Origin of the sequence: Ancylobacter gelatini, from assembly GCF_022601675.1 — a bacterium.
Taxonomy (GTDB): Bacteria; Pseudomonadota; Alphaproteobacteria; order Rhizobiales; family Xanthobacteraceae; genus Ancylobacter; species Ancylobacter gelatini.
The window spans coordinates 32099-47132 of the sequence record NZ_JAKVIL010000004.1 but is presented as its reverse complement, the minus strand read 5'-3'; the positions used below and the strand labels follow the sequence as shown (position 1 = coordinate 47132).

The window sequence follows — 15034 nt, the reverse complement described above, 5'->3', positions numbered from 1 at the left end:
GTCAGGCCGCGCCCTGGAACAGGAAGCCGCCCTCGGCGCCGGTCACATAAGGCCGGTACTCTTCCGTGACCGGATAGGCCCAGCTCTTACGGTTGCGCTCGTAATAGGGCTGCTCGACCAGCGGATAACCGGACAGGCGGTAGGTGTAGCCGAAGGCGGGGACGAGGAAGTTGGAGCCGGCACGGTAGAAGAGCAGGGCGTCATTGCCCCACACATCATCCGCCAAATCAGTGTCAGCCGCCGTATCCGGTAGGGCCACCGCCTTGCCGACGATGACTTCGTCGAGGTTGAAGTACTTCGCCAGCATGGCCTCCGTCACGCTGTCGGAGCTGGTGTGGACGAAGCGCGCCGTGATCTTCGGGTGCTCGCTCAGCGCATTGAAGACATCCGGGCCGATGGCCAGAACGTTCGGATAACGCCCGATCGAGCGGCGCACGGCCTCGCGGGCCTCGCGCACATCCTTCGCCGGATCGCTGTCCGGGTCGGACCACTTATCGGCGCCGGCGAGCGCAACCTTGTGATTGGCGTCATAATTCGCCGCGTTACGGACCATGCCGGCGATCTCGACTTCACGGCCGAGCCCGATGATGTCCTGCACCGCATTGATCGACACGCTGGCGAGATCGATGCCGGGCACGCGTTGCGCATCGCCGCTGATTTCGTCCGGCACCAGCGCTTCGAGCGCTTCCTGCGTAAGAGCGACGGGATCGCTGGCATAGCCGAACTGGAGGCGCATCGTCTCGGCGCCGGGGGCACGCCGCGTGTTCATGTAGCGGCGGAAGGCATCCTTGCCGAACCGGATTACCTTCATCGAGCGGTTCGGGATATCCGCGAAAGGCAGGATGCGGTGACCGATGAATTCCTGATTGGTGTAGCCGCGCGCCTGGGTCGACAGGATGGGATCGATCACCTGGGCCTGACGGCTGTTCATGGCGGGCATGGAAAGTCTCCGGGTTGCGCGGCGTCAGGCCGGCGGGATCAGCGGATGAGGATCGAGACGCGGGCGCCGGCGGCAGCGGCGGCATTGAGCGCACGGCCGGCGACGTTGACGTTGGCACCCTTGGCGATCGGCCGGCCATTGGCATCGGACACCACCTCGGCGCCGAGGGCGATGACACCGCCCGCGACCATGTCGATGACGCCGATAAGGGTCAGCGGGATGGCGTCGCCGGGAATGCCAGCCATCTCCGAGACGCCCTTCACGATGCCATCAAGGCCCGCCTGCGCGTCGGCGAAGGTCACGAAACGCCGTTCGTCGATGGCGCCGGTCGCGACGGCCGTGGTCTTGAGGGTGCTGATGCTGCCCATGTGCATGGCGGCGACTCCAAGTGAGAGGATGAAGCGCGGTTAGGCGCGCGGGTCGACGGCGCGCACGGCGTCGATATAGGCGGTGCCGGGGTGCTGGCGCTGATAAGCCAGCGCCTTGGCGTGCGTCGCCGAGCGGTCGCTGTCGACTGCGAGCCCATCCGGCGCGGCGAAGGTCGGCTCGGCCGCCGGCGCGTCGCCGTTGGGCAGCGTGCCGCCAAGCGGCACCACCTTCGGCAACTCGCGGAGGATGGTCTTGAGCGCCTCGACCGGCGCGACGGCCGCCTCACCGGCGGCGAAGCTCACCGGCGCATTGCTGCCGCCGGCCAGCGCATCGAGCGCGGCGACCAGCCGACCCTGCTGCGCCGGCAGCACACGGCCCGCCTGCGCCAGTTCGGCCGCGAAGGCGACGTTGGCGCCGTGGAGCGCCGCGCGCTCGGCATCGGCGATGGCTTTTTCGCGGGCGGCAAGCTGGGACTCGCGGGCCGCGAAGTCGACGGGAGGCTGCGGGGCCGGCGGATTGGGGGCCGGCGCGGTCGGGTGTGACATGGTCGGGTCCTTCACGGGAGGCGCGGCATAGGCCGGCGCGGGAGCAGGCAGAGCCGGCGGCGTGTCGAGATCGTCAAGCCAGCGGATTTCGTAGTCCGGCAGCACGCGATCGGCGTCTTCCGCGCCGAATTTCTCGATCAGAAATTCGCGCATGCGGCGGAACAGGCCGGCGCTCTCGCGGGCGCCGCCGAATTCGACGGTGACCGGATCGGCGACACCGGCGAACGACACGGTTTTGAGCCCCGTGACGGCCGGCGCCGCGCCACCGAGGAAACCGACATGACGCGGATACCAGGAGCCGGGCTTGGGATTGGCGGCCTCGGTGGGGCGAAAGAAGGCGAGCGACACTTTGCGATAGCGCTTGGCCTGCACCGCCTCGGCGAAGGCCGGCGCGATGTCGCCGATTTCGGCGGTAAGACGCTCCGCCTGGTCGTCGTAGCTGAAGGAGCGCGCCCAGGCATAGGCCGGCGCGTCCACGGAAGGATGGCCGACCACCACCGGCGCCGGGGAGCCATCCGCGTCGTAGTTCGCGGCGAGCTGGCGCAGGTCCTCGGCCGAAAAGGTGATCGCCTCGCCGCCCATGGTGACATGGGTGCCGGGCCGGAACACTTCGATGGTGCGGGTGGCAGGCGGGGTCGCTCTCGTCATGATCGCGACGCTAGCGAGGCCGTCCTCAGTACATGACGCGACGATGTCGCAGCCGCGCCGAAAAATCGGCGGACCCGCGACCGGTCAGCCGCTCAGTGGCGGCGACGAAGTCTACCTGAAGCGCGCAAGGGCGATTGCGGCGTTTCTGACGCCCATCTGACGCCCCTCGCGCCGCTTCAGGCTATCTCGCCACCCTCTGGCCTGTCCATGGGCCTCCTGGGCCATCCTCATGGGTAGCTCTATTCGCCCAGTCCGTCGACCGCGAGCCAATCCTCGATCGCGTCGCGGGACGCCTCCTCGTGACGCGGCCCGAAGCCGATGATGGGTCGCGCCGGGATCGACACGATCACCGAGGCGCGGAGCACGAAGCCGAAGCCCGCATTGCCGACAACAGGCACCTTGAGCGCGCCGCCTGGCTTTGCGTTGATTTCGTGGGTCGAGCCAAACTGATGCACCGTGTCATAGGGCGGGGCATTGAGCCCGACGCGCAGCACGTTGCCGGCGACGTTGTAGCTAGCCGATCTGCGCAGCCGGCCGGAAACCTGGAGGATGTGGCCGGAACCGCCGCGCAGCATAATCGTGGTGAGCGCCAGCGGTGCCCATGGCCGACCCTGCGGATCGGTCTGCGTCTCGAACAGCACGTCGGTGACCTGGAGGATCGCCTCACCGACATTACGCAGGCCGCCTTCGATGTTCTCGGCGCGGTCGGCCAGCTCGCCGAGCACGCTGTCAGCCCGTGCCTGTTCCTTCTCGTCCAGCTTGATCCTCAGGTCCAGCATGGTGCAGCTCACTCCCCTGTGCTATTTTGCCGGCGGTCGTGATCCGTCGATCGCCCGCCGACGCGCCACCCGCGCTAGTAGGCTGCGACCGGTGCGATTGGTGGGGTGGTCGCCATATCGCTCACGGCTTTTCTTCCGGTCGGCGCCAAAGCAATGCGCCTCGCCTCTCCTTGTCGAGATAGCCGGGCCGGTCCGGTGGGAACGCGGTGACTCCGCGCCAGGCGCGCGCCGCCCACTCGAACAACGCGAATCCCTGTCCACCCGGAGCCCAGCGGAGATAAGAGCGCAGCAGAAACGGCCGGCCATTTTCGTCGTGCGCCCAGTTCACCCATATTTCATCAGGGTCCTTGAGCGTCTCGGCGAGCTTGAGTACCTCGGTATCGCGGCCTCGCTTCGTCGCCTTCCATGCACCCGATGCCGCCCGAAACAATTCATCCGACAGTGCCAATACGTGGCCGGCGGGATCGCGCCACGCGACCCCCTTCCCAACATCACCTCCGAACTCGGTCATGAATGCCCGCGCATACTCGGCGGGATCGTCACCGCCGGGTAGGCTCGGAGCCGAAAAGGGGCGTCCGGGCGGTGCCGGCGGCACCGGCGGCCGCTCGGAACGCGGCAGCTCGGGCGGCAGAATGTCGAGCGGCTTTTGCATTTCCTGCGGCACCAGTCCCTCGGCCCAGTCCCGGCCAGGCGCATGGTCCCAGCCGAAGCCGATACCTTCCGGCACATCGACCAACTCGCCCGTGGCAGGGTCACGCACCCGGCGCATCGTTAGCTCCGGCGACGGGTCCGGCCCTTCCCGGCCCATGCGCTTGAGATCGCGCGGGGAGAGCGGGCGCACACCGCAGGAACAGAACCAGCCATTCGGCGGATAGATGCGGCGCCATACCGGATCGTTGGCGCGCCAGATCTTGCCGTCCCAGGCGAGGTGCTGAAGGCGAGGATTAGCCGGTTTGCGCCGCTCGCCATGGCGGTACATCCAGAACGGCCGCACCTTGAGGACATCAGGGTGCGTCATCTGCTTGTAGCGGCCGGCGGCGTGCGCGGTGGTCAGATTGGTCTGATAGATCACCCGCGCACGCCACGCGCGGCCGGCGGCGGTGTCCTCGCCGGTCCAGCCGGTCCAGCCGTTGCGCTGGACGATCTCCTCGAAGCGCTCGGTGAATTGCGCGAGGGTCAGCCCATCCGTGAGTGCCTTGTCGACCGCACCGTGCAGGTCGGCAAGCAGCGCGTCACGGGTCGCGCCGGCGACGACGAAGGCGCGGTCATGCGCATTGCCGGCAAGATCGCGATAGCTGCGCGAGGGCAGACGGACCTTCTGCCGGTGGAAGTCGATCGCATCCTGAAAGGCGACCCGAAACCCGTCCTCGGCGTAGCGCACCGGCCGAACCATCCGGCGGCGCGCGAACGACACCGGAGCGCGCGGCCGGATCGAAGCGAGGATGCGCGCGGCGACGCTCATGCTTCGCTGCCGATCTCGTCAATCACGTCGGCACGGCCCGTCAGCTCGGCAAGGATCAGCGGCAGAGTGATAATCTCGCCGAGCGGCGACGCGTCCAGCTCGGCGGCGAGCGGCAGCAGCAGGTCCTTGACGTCGGAGAGCGCGAGGCCGCGCCGATCGGCATCTGCTAGCACCTGGCGCACGCGATCGACCCACAGATGGATCACGGTCTCGGCCTCCAGCCCGAGCTGGTCGAGGATATCGCCGATCTCGTGATCGTCATGCGCGGCGAAGGCCGGATTGAGCGCGGTCGACGACAGCGCTGCCTGCGCCGGATCGAGCGCCGGCGGCGGGCCGAACTGCTGCTTCAGCTCCTCGTCCAGGATCACCGAGGTCCCGGTGATATCGGACAGCGATTTCTCCAGCCCCTCGGCGGGCCGATAGCCCTTCGCCGCCAGCGCGAACAGATTGTCCATCTCGCTTTTCTGACGCGCGGCGCGCTTGGTCTTGTGATCTTCCTCGGCCGTTTCGTTCTTGGGCCGAGGCCGCCAGATGGTCGGCGACTGCGCGCCAGGCACATTAAATTCTGTGATCCAGCGACAGAGCGTCTCATTGAGCGTCGCCGAAAGCAGATCCGCATCGGCATCGGCGATGCCGCTGGAAACATCGTCATGAGTCTCGCTGGCCGCGCGGGAGCCGGCGCCCTGAATATTGGTCGAGAGCGTCTCCCCGAGCACGGCGACGCTCGTCTGCTCGTCCCAGAACCGGCACCACTCCTCATAGGTCGCCGCGCCAGATCGCGCGGCCTCCAGGAATTCGACGTCGGTGCCGAGAGGAACGACCAGGGCACCCTTTTGCACCAGGTCGAGCAGATGGCTCAGCAGCCGGTCCTGCTCGGTCGGGGGCGTGCCCATGGGGTACTTCGCGACGGGCGTCGGCGAGGCATATTTTTCGAGGAAATGCGACCAGAAGCCGATGCCCTCGCGCTTGAAAAGCACATGCCAGAACAGCACCCGCCCGAGGCCGCGGCCGTACGGGTCCGAGCCCTCGGCATCGTGACGGTGCACGATGAACTTTCGCTCCGGCAGCTCCATGCCCTCGAAGCTGTTCTCGCGTGTGAGAAGTCGCGGACGCCAATCGAGATCGAACACGAAGCGGGCGCGCTGGTGGTTGACGATGCGCGCGGGATAGACCTCGCCGCCACCCACGGCCCATTCGATCTCGGCGACCGAATAGCCGTACAGCACCGCGCCGAGAAGCTCGCGGCACAGGCGATCGAAGGCCACGCGATTGATCTGCCGCTCCACCACCTCGGCCGCCTTGCGGTCGATCGCGCGCTTGGAGGCGGGCTCCACAATCCACGGCCGCGAAACCACCTTGAGCGTGCGCTTTGTGAGGACCGCCAGTGCATGGCCGTCGCGCCGCACCTCGTCATAGAGGCGGACGCCACGGGCGCCACCTTTCGTCAGCAGCGTCTCGTCCTCGGAACGCAGGACATTCGTGTAGTTCGGGATGGTGATGTCGTTGACCGGTGTCGCCAGCATGCGGCGCATATCGGGCGCCAGCGCCGGCGGCGAGCTGGTTGCGGCGAAGGTGACGGCTTTGGCGGCCGCGCGGCGGGATCGCTTGCTCATGATAGCCGGTAGCCTCCCATGGTGTTGCGGTTGCCGGCGGACGCGCCCTGCATCGAGCCGATCGCCCCGGCCGCCCCGCCGCCATAGCGGATGGCGAGGTTCCAGAGCATCTCCAGGCAATCCGGGCCGTCATCGTGATCGGCGGACGGCCACTGCTGGAGCTGCTGGAGCAGGGTCGCGTGCGAAGCGTGGAAGAGGATCGACCCGACCGAGGTGTAGGGCTGGAGCCGCTCGATGCGCAGGGTCTTGTCGGCGATGTTGTCGACCGGCAACGCCGGCAACGTGACGCCCTGGCGTAGCGCCTCGACCATCAGCGTGGTGCGCAGAAACTCCTGAAACTGCACGCTCTCAACCGCCCATAGCTGGCAGTTGTACTCGCGCTGGAGCGCGATGGTGTCCGCTATGATCGTGTCTGGCAGGCGCTTGCGGATCGAGGCCTCGACCACGCAGAGCACCGGCGAGGAGCCGGTGCGATCGAGCGCGCCGACCAGGATGGCAGACGGGTCGCGGCTCTTGCCCTGCTTCCCCAGTGACGGATCGACCGCCCCGAAATGCAACCACTGACGGCTGGCGTTGACGAAGAAATACAGCTTCTGAAATGGGGCGTTCTCAGGCGTCGGCTCGCCCTGCTGCTCGCTGGCGAAGGCGCTAGAGCTCTCGATCCGCTCTTTCATGAGCTGGAACAGCGTCTGCATCGCCGGCCAGTTCAGCAAGGCGCCAGCATCCATCCAGTCGCGGTTCTGCTCGTAGAACTCACGCGCCGGGGCTTCGCCCTCATTGCGGAAAAGCTCCTCGAAATGATCCCACAATTTCATGTCGCCGGGCATGCTCATCAGCGCCTTGAAGTGGTGCGTCGTCCAGCCCGGCCGATTCTTGTTGCGCAGGATCACCGCGTCCCAGTGCACCACGGTGCCGATATGCAGCAGGTCGAGCGAGCCATCCGCCGGGCCGAGCTTCAGCACAGCCTTGAGCACCCACGATTCCAGCTTGTCGCGCTGCTCTGGTGAGCGCACGTTCTCGTCGTTCTCGATGTCGTCGAGGACGACCAGGTCGGGCCGGTATGGACCATGGCGACGGCCGCGCAGCTTCATGCCGCCGCCGACGCCCTGGATCATGACGTTGTTCTTGAGGACGATCTCGCCCTCGCGCCAGACCCGGCCCTGACCGACGATTTCAGGGAAATCCATCGCGAGGCGAGGGTTTTGCTCCAGCTCGCCTTTGATCGCCTCAACCTGGAGAGCCGCTTGCGCATAGCTGTCCATCACGATGATGGCGTAGCGCGAGCGTCCGATCAGCGCCCGCCAGACCGGGTAGATCAGCGAGATCAGGGTGGATTTCGCCGCGCCGCGCGGGGCGATCTTGACCTCGCGCGCACCGCCGCCCGCCGCCGCGATGCGCGGCAGATCCTCGAACAGGTGCAGGTGGAGCAGCGACGGTGCTTTGGTGAGGTAGTGCGGGAAATAGGTCTCCGCGAAGAACCGAAAGCCGGTGATCGGATCAAGCGCCTTCGCCCGGCGATCCTTCCGCGCGGACTCGTCGACCGCGAAAGCCTCACACTCCAGCTCGACGCGGGTGCGGTAGTTCGCGGCGAATTTCGCCAGCTCGTCGCGAAACTGCTTCGCCGACAGATCGGCCTTGATCCTTGGCGTGCGCTTCACGTCAGCGAATCCTGCAGGGTCTCACCAAAGGGCTCGATGATCTCGATGAAAGCGGCGACGTGATCGCGGTGGTGCTGCGCGATGTAATCGCCGAGCAATTCAAGTACCTTCATGGCCACGCCGAGCTGCGAGATCTGAGGAGACAGTCGGCCCGAGGCGGCAAGCGTCTTGCTGAAGCTGTCGGCGAGGCTGGCGAGGACTTTCGCCTTTTCACCCGGCCCGAGGTCGGTCGCGGCCTTGAGGTCATCAATCGCCGCCTGGTGCTGGATGACATAATCGTCCAGCAGGCCGGCGATCAGCGCGTCGCGGCCGTCGCCGGAGAGCGTCGAGGCGGCACGGGCCGCGTCCCAATCGTCGCCCTCGGTTCGCGCGTCGCGCTTCCATCGGCGTAGCGTGGACTCCGGCACGTCGACCAGCAGGGCGATGGTGGCGAGCGACTGGCGCTCGGTCACATATTTCCGGCGCACATCGCGCTTCTTGCCATCGTCATGCGCCATGGCAAGGTCAGGCCTTTCCCATCAGCTTTGCGGTGATGAGACTGACGCCGACGGAGACGACGCCGCCCGCAATGACGGCAAAGCCGGCGCTGCGTTTCTCGATCTCGTCGAGGCGCGCATCCTGGCGGTCGAGCTTGCTGTCGATCTTCTCCAGCAGCTTGCCCTGGTGCTCCTGAGTGGTTTCCATCCGCGCAAGGCGCTCGTGGATCCCGCGTAGTTCGTCACTCATGGCTGGTCTCCTTACGGCTTCCAGCCGCATGTTTTCTCGCCATGCTCGTCATGGGCGAGGATTTGGCCGGCGAGCGACGGCGACATCACCTCGATGTCGGCCGAGCTGGGCCGGATCGGGCGCCAGCCGTCACAACTTGTCGTCGCGCACCCAGCGAGACAGACGCTCGCGGCGAGCACGATCATCAAGGCGAGCAATTTCATCGTCGGTTTCCTGACGGCTGCGAAGATTGTTAAGGGCGGCGGTGTCCTGTTTCGCCCGCTCCTGGGCGCGGCCGGCAGCGAGCAGGCGCAAGGCCAGCGCGCCGAGAGCGACAGCGGCGCCACCCACCCACAGGATGATTTGGCCGACGCGTGTGGTGGCAAGCAGAGCGACGATGTTCATGCCGGCACCGGCGCAGTCGCCGGCCAGATCGCCGGGATGACGTAGGAGCGGACCACCCCGATCGCGATGATGCCGACGCCCGCGCCGGTGAGCATCAGGGCGCCATAACCGACCCAGTCCGACAGGCCGGCATAAGCCTGGAGCACGCCGGCTTGGTCGATCAGCCTCTGACCACCCTCGCCGATCGCGGCGAGGCTGAAGCCCGTCGCCACCGGGGGCGCGGCGCGGGGCGGCTCCGCCACGGCCTCGGAGCCCGGCGCGGCCGCCGTGATCGACAGGCGGGATGCCAGGGCGGATTTGGTCAGGTCGCCCGCGATGCCGTCCGGTTTGAGGCCGTTCGCCCGCTGGAAGGCCACCACGGCCGCCGTGGTCGCGGGGCCATAGCGGCCGTCGACCTTCAGGTCGTAACCGAGCTGGACAAGCTGGCCCTGGAGCAGCTTGGTCATCTCCGAGGGATGCGCTACCTTCCAGCTCTGCTCCGGCTCGCGATCGGAACGGAGCAGCGGCCAGAGGCGATTGAACCACGCGACGCGCTCGGCATAGCCGTTGTATCCGCCATTGATGCGCCGGGTGACCGCACGGATATCGTTCTGGTCGGCAAGGCCATTGCAGCCGTTGCGCTCCCAGTAGTCCAACGCCGGACGCAGGCAATGGTCTGCGGTCTCGATCAGGTCGGGATCATCAGCGAGGCCGACAAGGTCATAGCCGTTGCGGCCGGTCGTGTGCATCGCGCCGCCACCACGAAACCGATAGCCGTCGCCGACCTTGATGTTGCCAAGCTCGCGGGCCTTTTTCGGGTTGCCGAGGCCATAGACCCGCTCGAAGAGAGCGTATTCATTTCCAGCGAGCTTCTTCGCCTCGGCCGGGGTGACGGCGGCCGAGTGCTTGCCGACGCCGAACACCTCGACGATGCGCTTGGCGGAGTAGCGACCACTCTCGCGCAGGCGGGTGAAGCCCGCCGTCTCGACGGCGACCTGGGCGAGGAAGTGTGCGAGGCGCAACGGTGTGGTGATCTTCGCGTCCTCGATCGCAGACTGACGGGCAAGCGCGGAGACAATGGCCGGCGCGGCGCCGGGCGCGATCTCGCGGATGATGGAGAGAGCGTTCCGCATAGCTCAGACCCCCGCGCCGTGGACGATCGCGAGGACGGACAGGAAACCGGCGACGGTCGACGCTCCGCACAGCGCCGCACGCCATCGGGTGCGACCGAAGGACAGAAACACGCCGGTGACTGCGAGGCCGAGGGCCGTTGCGGTCAAATAGTGGAACCTGCCCATCTGGGTGAGGCCGTTGCCCGCAAGATAAAGCGCGTACGAACCGCCACCGGCGAGCACTGCCAGCCCGAAGACGGCAGATCCGCACAAGGCGGCGCCATTGGCAGCTTTCGCGACCGGGACGCCATCCCAGACATTGAGCACGAAGATGATGAGCGTCGCGGCGATCGCGCCAAAACACGCCCAAGCGAGCAGGAACAGCATGATGGGGCTCCGAAGCAGGGTTCGGAGCTGACCTTGGCGTGCGTCGGGGGTATTAAATGACGCGACAACGTCGCAGTTGGCGCTACTTGAGCAGATCGTCGATGTCGATCTGGCGTGGATCGACCTTGCGCCTCAAATGTGCGGCGCCTGGAACGCGGGGCGCGTGCTGGCGCCGGCTCACCGTGCGCTGTGAACAACCGACGAGGCGGGCGATCTCGTTATGCTCCAGCCCATCTGCCAACAACTCGTCAATAACGTTGGCGAGGCCGTCCGCAGTGAGTAGCCGGCGTGGGACATCGAGCACGGAGTTGCCAAAGCAGTCAATGAGGCGTCGCGCATGAGCCTCACCGATGCGGTTGAGATCGTGCTCGGCCGTCCAGCGGAGCGGCACCCAGAGTCGCGTGCCGCCGAATACCCGCACGAGATCCTGCGCCGCGTCCATGCCGCAATATTCCGCGACCTCGCGCAGGGTCTTGTACATGGCCGAACGGACGATCTTGTAGCGCGCCTCGCTCATGGCTCGCCCTCATCGGCCGGGCTATGTCCGCGCGGCGACCCGCTGTCCATGACGGTGACGACAAGCGCATCACGCAAAATGAACCGCACGCCGTCGACGACGACGCCGCAGGCGCCGGCCTCGACACCTCGCGCGACCTTGCGGCCGATCTCACGACGGACGGCCTCGATGTCGAAGCCGCGCGAGCGCTCCAGATAGCGGATGACCGCGTGGTCGGTGACGTGAGGGACGCGGCGGCGGCTCATGAGCTGCGCTCCCTGGACCATTCAGCGTCAATCGCAGCCCAGCACTGGTCTTGCTCACGGTCCGCGCGGTCCATGGCGCGGCGGGCCCTTTCAGTGGCGTCCTTCTGGTCGAGATAAATGCGATCGAGGAGGTTTTTCTGCCGGGCATCGCCTTTCCAGGCATGCCACGCCATCATCGCGCGGCCTTCGGCATCTAAGGCGTCGTGATACTTCCTCATTGCGGCAAGGTACTTGTCGCTGAGGGTCGAATGCCGAACAGACAGGAGATCGGCCTGTCGGACTCGAAAGAGGGCGACCATTTTGATCCACGCGAGCAGTTCCTCCCGCGACAGGTCTTCGAGGGTCAGCTCCTTCATGCCGCAGCCCTCGCCTTGAGCGCGCCGCGCAGCCAGACGCCGAGCTTGTTGATCAGCCAGTCCCAGTGGCGCTCTTCGTAATCCTCCAGCCGTGAGACGGCGACGCCGCGCCGATAAGCGTAGGCTGCGAGGTCGAGGTGGTCCGGCCGCGCCTGCGCTCCGAAAGGAGGCCACGCGCCGATCGCAACCAGCCTTTCAAACTGTGCGAGGGCGATGGCGCGCTTGGCCCCGGCAACGTCGCCACGCGCCTTCGGCCATTCCACGCCCGCCTCGCGCGAAATCCACGCCTTGAGCCCCTCGATCGCGGGACGGGCATGTTCGGGCTCCGTCAGAAATCGGGTGTGATCGACCCCCGTCTGACGCTGAACCCACGCGATCATCGCCTTGTCGGCCGAGGAGCGCACGATGCCGAGCTGCCACGCATCGAACCATAGCGCCTTGAGGATCGCTGCATACGGCCCGGTCGCTGTGTCGGCCGGACGCGATCCGCCACCCTTGAGGTGCGCGATCACCCGCGCGGCCTCAGCGTCGGACAGGGCCTTCGCCGATCGCTTGCCGGTCAGCCGCTCCAGCAGCGCGCGGTAAGCACCATCGTCAAGATCACCGCGCCTACGATACATGTGGATCTGCTTGAGCTGGGTCGGGGATGTCATGAGCGGACCTTTCGGCCGAGTTCCAGCGGGTGAGAGCGGCAAGGTCGGCCTCGGCGCGCAGCCGCCGCAGCGAGCGTGGCGCCATGTGCACGAGGCGGCGGCGCAATTCGTGGTGCTCGCGCGCCAGCACCGACAGCCGGCCTCGCACTTCCAGAGCGAGGAGCGGCGGTAGATCGGAGTGCGGGGCGGGAGCGCGGGGCATCAATTGCGCTCCTCGCCGGCATCCCGGACCGGAACGGAGACGCGGGCCTTCGGACGGCGCGATGCGGCCCAGCGATCCCATGCGTCGCCATTGCAACGGCTGCACGGACGAGGCTGACCCTCGATGTCGAGCACGGTGCGCGTGTCGCGGCAGCAGGTGCATTTCACGGCGAGACCTCCCCGAACAGCGGCAGGTCGGCCGGCTTGCACCAGCGGCTGATATCTTCGGGGCGCGTGAGCAGCTTGCGCTGGCCGGGCGGTATCCACATGGGAGGGCGCGGAGCGGCGTCGCGCACCCAGCAAACCCAGCAATAATCCGTGGCGGTCGAGCCCTTCGGCTTCCAGCGGCCCCGATGCATCGGGACGCGCTCGGTGTAATAGGCGACGACGTGCGGAGGGTGCTCGGTGAAGAGGTGGTGGCGCTCGTCCGTGTGAAGCCAAGCCGTCCGCACAAGAAAGGCGCAGCCACGAGACGCGACCGAGAGCGACTTGCGAACGAACTCGACGGCGAGATTGAAAGGCGGATTGGTGAAAACCCAATCACATGCATCATTTGAGAACAGGAAGTCGGAGACCTCTCCGTACCCGTAGGGATGAATGTCGCTGGCGCTGACGAACTGGAAAGTCTCTCGCAGCGGTTCGGCCATATGGCCCTCGCCACAGGCCGGCTCGTCGATGATGTCCAGATCGGGATTTACGCCGAGGATCGGCAGCGCCACGAATTTGACAAACGCTCGCGTCGCCCATGGCGGCGTCGGGAAAAAATCGAGGCTGTCCGGCGGCTCCTGCCGGCTGGACATGATGGCGCGGGCGCCGAAGGGGAGCATGGCGGTCATTTGCATCCCCCGGCCCGGTCGAAATCCTTGCGCAGGATGTTGACGACGCTGCCGAGCAGGATCGCCGCCTCGGTCATTTCAAGCGCCGCCGCCCGATGACCGGCCGCATTCAGGAGTCGCGCCATGCGCGCGGCCTCGCGGGCGCGCTGGCGCAGCCCGACGAGTGTCCTGGTGGTGAGCGGAGCATCGAGCGACGGGATCATCGCCGGCCTCCCGAGGTCAAGAGACTGACGCCAGCGCGACCGCCGGCGAGCGGCGCATCGATGTCGACGGACCGGCCAGCGCCATAGCCATCGCCGCGCGCCGCGTCGCGGAATGGTCGGCCCGGCACCTTCAAGGCCGGCAGGTTCCGAAATGCGACGCCGCGCCGCGCCAGCTCGGCCTCGACCGGCGCCATCGCGACCGTCACCACGGCCTGCCGTTCATCGTGCGGGCGATCGGCGACGCCATGCCGGCGCCAGAGGCCGAGCATGATCTGACCGGCGAGGCCGATGGCAAAGCCGTCTTGAAAAGCCCGCAACGCGTGGGCACGGGTCTTGGAGGTACGGCGGCGGAGATAGACGTCACTCCGCTTGAACCCGCGCGTCGCGGTATCGGCGGCGCGGCGGCAGACCTCATGCACGTACTCCGCGATGAGGATGTTCGCCGGAGCGCCGAAATACACATAGGTGAGCCGGCGCTCTCGGCGCAGCAGCCAGCCCTTGCACCCCGAGAAGGTGGCGATGGCGTTGTACACCCTGACCATCGGCGTGCGCCGGCTGCCGATGCCGATCTCCAGTTCACCCATAAGGTGAGCGTCGATCTCGACATCCGACATGCCGAGTTCGGCCAGGAGAGTTGCGGCCTTCTCGGCCGCGTTCAGCGCCTCGGCCTCGGTGCAGCCGTTCGCCGTGGTCATGCGGCGCAGGGCGTCGAGGCGGGCTTTCAGACGGGAGAGATCGCGCGTCATGGCCAATCCCCCGCCATGCACCACGGCTGGCGCGCCGGACACCGCCCCTTCGGGCAGATATACGGCCGCACCAACCCCTCGCTGATGAGGCGCTCCCCGAGATCCCGGCCGTCGACCCGGATGCGCGCCAGCGTGCGGCCGTAGCGGTCGCGCTTCGGCTGGCGCTCGATGTCGATGCACGAGGCTTGAGCCGCCGGCAGCGCCCCGCAGGCGGCCGTCAGCAGCTCAACGACGCGCGCCTTGGCCTCAAGGCCCCGGCGCAACTCGTCGTCGCAGCGGGAGCGGCGCGTCTCCGGCGCGTCGATCCCGACGATGCGGATGCGCTCGCGGTCGACGATGATCGTGTCGCCATCGGTGACGTAGATCCCGGCGCCGGCGCTGGTGGAGATCAGCAGGACCGCGACGAGGGCGGTCGAAGGGAAAAGCCGGCTCATGGTCCGACGTCCTCCCCGGCAGCGATCTTCTCGGCGACCATGGCCTTCTGATCCGCGAGGAACCGATCTAGATCGACGATGATCTGGTCGGCGGTGTCGACAGCGCCCTGGTCTACATCGCCCCAGATGCCGGCGATGTCGGCCAGAGCAGCCTTCGCGTCCTCGATCCGGCATTCCATCCGCCGCAGGGCGATTGGGACCGTCCACCGCGACATCGGCGCATAGCGAAACAAGCGGGTCC

At 67.0% G+C, this 15034-nt stretch carries 22 protein-coding genes; 2 read left to right on the top strand and 20 right to left on the bottom strand.

Going from position 1 to position 15034, the window contains the following annotated elements; all coding sequences use genetic code 11:
- Position 1: 1 nt before the first annotated feature.
- The 9 genes from MKI84_RS08530 to MKI84_RS08490 form a co-directional block, all read right to left on the bottom strand.
- Entirely contained in the window at positions 2-940 is a 939-nt protein-coding gene (locus MKI84_RS08530; protein WP_241618528.1) for a major capsid protein, read from the bottom strand.
- Positions 941-978: 38 nt separating this feature from the next.
- On the bottom strand, positions 979-1314 hold the full coding sequence (locus tag MKI84_RS08525; protein WP_241618526.1) for a capsid cement protein: 336 nt from the start codon (positions 1312-1314) through the stop codon (positions 979-981).
- Between the two features lie 33 nt (positions 1315-1347).
- On the bottom strand, positions 1348-2502 hold the full coding sequence (locus tag MKI84_RS08520; protein WP_241618524.1) for a hypothetical protein: 1155 nt from the start codon (positions 2500-2502) through the stop codon (positions 1348-1350).
- Between the two features lie 239 nt (positions 2503-2741).
- On the bottom strand, positions 2742-3281 hold the full coding sequence (locus MKI84_RS08515) for a phage virion morphogenesis protein (RefSeq protein ID WP_241618522.1): 540 nt from the start codon (positions 3279-3281) through the stop codon (positions 2742-2744).
- 121 nt (positions 3282-3402) lie between these two features.
- Positions 3403-4743, bottom strand: coding sequence for a PBECR2 nuclease fold domain-containing protein (locus tag MKI84_RS08510; protein WP_241618520.1), 1341 nt, complete (start codon positions 4741-4743; stop codon positions 3403-3405).
- Entirely contained in the window at positions 4740-6356 is a 1617-nt protein-coding gene (locus MKI84_RS08505) for a DUF935 domain-containing protein (protein WP_241618519.1), read from the bottom strand. Before MKI84_RS08505 ends, MKI84_RS08510 begins: the two co-directional genes overlap by 4 nt.
- A complete protein-coding gene (gene terL / locus MKI84_RS08500) occupies positions 6353-8014 on the bottom strand; it encodes a phage terminase large subunit (protein WP_241618517.1) in 1662 nt (553 codons plus the stop codon). The genes MKI84_RS08505 and terL overlap by 4 nt, the downstream gene beginning before the upstream one ends.
- On the bottom strand, positions 8011-8511 hold the full coding sequence (locus tag MKI84_RS08495; protein ID WP_241618516.1) for a DUF1804 family protein: 501 nt from the start codon (positions 8509-8511) through the stop codon (positions 8011-8013). Before MKI84_RS08495 ends, terL begins: the two co-directional genes overlap by 4 nt.
- Before the next feature lie 7 nt (positions 8512-8518).
- Entirely contained in the window at positions 8519-8740 is a 222-nt protein-coding gene (locus tag MKI84_RS08490) for a hypothetical protein (protein WP_241618514.1), read from the bottom strand.
- A gap of 93 nt (positions 8741-8833) precedes the next feature.
- Here MKI84_RS08490 and MKI84_RS08485 point away from each other — a divergent pair, with 93 nt between their 5' ends.
- Positions 8834-9169, top strand: coding sequence for a hypothetical protein (locus MKI84_RS08485; protein ID WP_241618512.1), 336 nt, complete (start codon positions 8834-8836; stop codon positions 9167-9169).
- On the opposite strand, the gene MKI84_RS08480 is transcribed toward MKI84_RS08485, so the two are convergent.
- The 6 genes from MKI84_RS08480 to MKI84_RS08455 form a co-directional block, all read right to left on the bottom strand.
- Positions 9121-10236, bottom strand: a complete 1116-nt coding sequence (locus MKI84_RS08480; RefSeq protein WP_241618511.1) for a peptidoglycan-binding protein — start codon at positions 10234-10236, stop codon at positions 9121-9123. The two genes, MKI84_RS08485 and MKI84_RS08480, sit on opposite strands and share 49 nt — an antisense overlap.
- Positions 10237-10239: 3 nt before the next feature.
- Entirely contained in the window at positions 10240-10602 is a 363-nt protein-coding gene (locus MKI84_RS08475; RefSeq protein ID WP_241618509.1) for a hypothetical protein, read from the bottom strand.
- A gap of 82 nt (positions 10603-10684) precedes the next feature.
- A complete protein-coding gene (locus MKI84_RS08470; protein ID WP_241618507.1) occupies positions 10685-11119 on the bottom strand; it encodes a hypothetical protein in 435 nt (144 codons plus the stop codon).
- Positions 11116-11364 (bottom strand): hypothetical protein, encoded by a 249-nt coding sequence (locus tag MKI84_RS08465; protein WP_241618505.1) that lies wholly within the window; start codon positions 11362-11364, stop codon positions 11116-11118. The genes MKI84_RS08470 and MKI84_RS08465 overlap by 4 nt, the downstream gene beginning before the upstream one ends.
- Positions 11361-11720 (bottom strand): hypothetical protein, encoded by a 360-nt coding sequence (locus tag MKI84_RS08460; RefSeq protein ID WP_241618503.1) that lies wholly within the window; start codon positions 11718-11720, stop codon positions 11361-11363. The genes MKI84_RS08465 and MKI84_RS08460 overlap by 4 nt, the downstream gene beginning before the upstream one ends.
- A complete protein-coding gene (locus MKI84_RS08455; RefSeq protein WP_241618501.1) occupies positions 11717-12373 on the bottom strand; it encodes a regulatory protein GemA in 657 nt (218 codons plus the stop codon). Before MKI84_RS08455 ends, MKI84_RS08460 begins: the two co-directional genes overlap by 4 nt.
- On the opposite strand from MKI84_RS08455, the gene MKI84_RS08450 reads away from it, so the two are divergent.
- Entirely contained in the window at positions 12372-12545 is a 174-nt protein-coding gene (locus tag MKI84_RS08450; RefSeq protein ID WP_241618500.1) for a hypothetical protein, read from the top strand. The two genes, MKI84_RS08455 and MKI84_RS08450, sit on opposite strands and share 2 nt — an antisense overlap.
- A gap of 193 nt (positions 12546-12738) precedes the next feature.
- Here MKI84_RS08450 and MKI84_RS08445 read toward each other — a convergent pair whose 3' ends face one another.
- The 5 genes from MKI84_RS08445 to MKI84_RS08425 are packed head-to-tail and all read right to left on the bottom strand — an operon-like array spanning position 12739 to position 15026.
- Positions 12739-13410: a hypothetical protein gene (locus MKI84_RS08445; protein ID WP_241618498.1), complete on the bottom strand. Its 672-nt coding sequence runs from the start codon at positions 13408-13410 to the stop codon at positions 12739-12741.
- On the bottom strand, positions 13407-13613 hold the full coding sequence (locus MKI84_RS08440; RefSeq protein ID WP_241618495.1) for a hypothetical protein: 207 nt from the start codon (positions 13611-13613) through the stop codon (positions 13407-13409). The genes MKI84_RS08445 and MKI84_RS08440 overlap by 4 nt, the downstream gene beginning before the upstream one ends.
- Complete coding sequence (locus MKI84_RS08435; protein WP_241618494.1) at positions 13610-14359, bottom strand: DUF7168 domain-containing protein; 750 nt, start codon at positions 14357-14359, stop codon at positions 13610-13612. Before MKI84_RS08435 ends, MKI84_RS08440 begins: the two co-directional genes overlap by 4 nt.
- A complete protein-coding gene (locus tag MKI84_RS08430) occupies positions 14356-14793 on the bottom strand; it encodes a thermonuclease family protein (RefSeq protein ID WP_241618492.1) in 438 nt (145 codons plus the stop codon). The genes MKI84_RS08435 and MKI84_RS08430 overlap by 4 nt, the downstream gene beginning before the upstream one ends.
- Entirely contained in the window at positions 14790-15026 is a 237-nt protein-coding gene (locus tag MKI84_RS08425; protein ID WP_241618490.1) for a hypothetical protein, read from the bottom strand. The genes MKI84_RS08430 and MKI84_RS08425 overlap by 4 nt, the downstream gene beginning before the upstream one ends.
- Between the last annotated feature and the right edge of the window lie 8 nt (positions 15027-15034).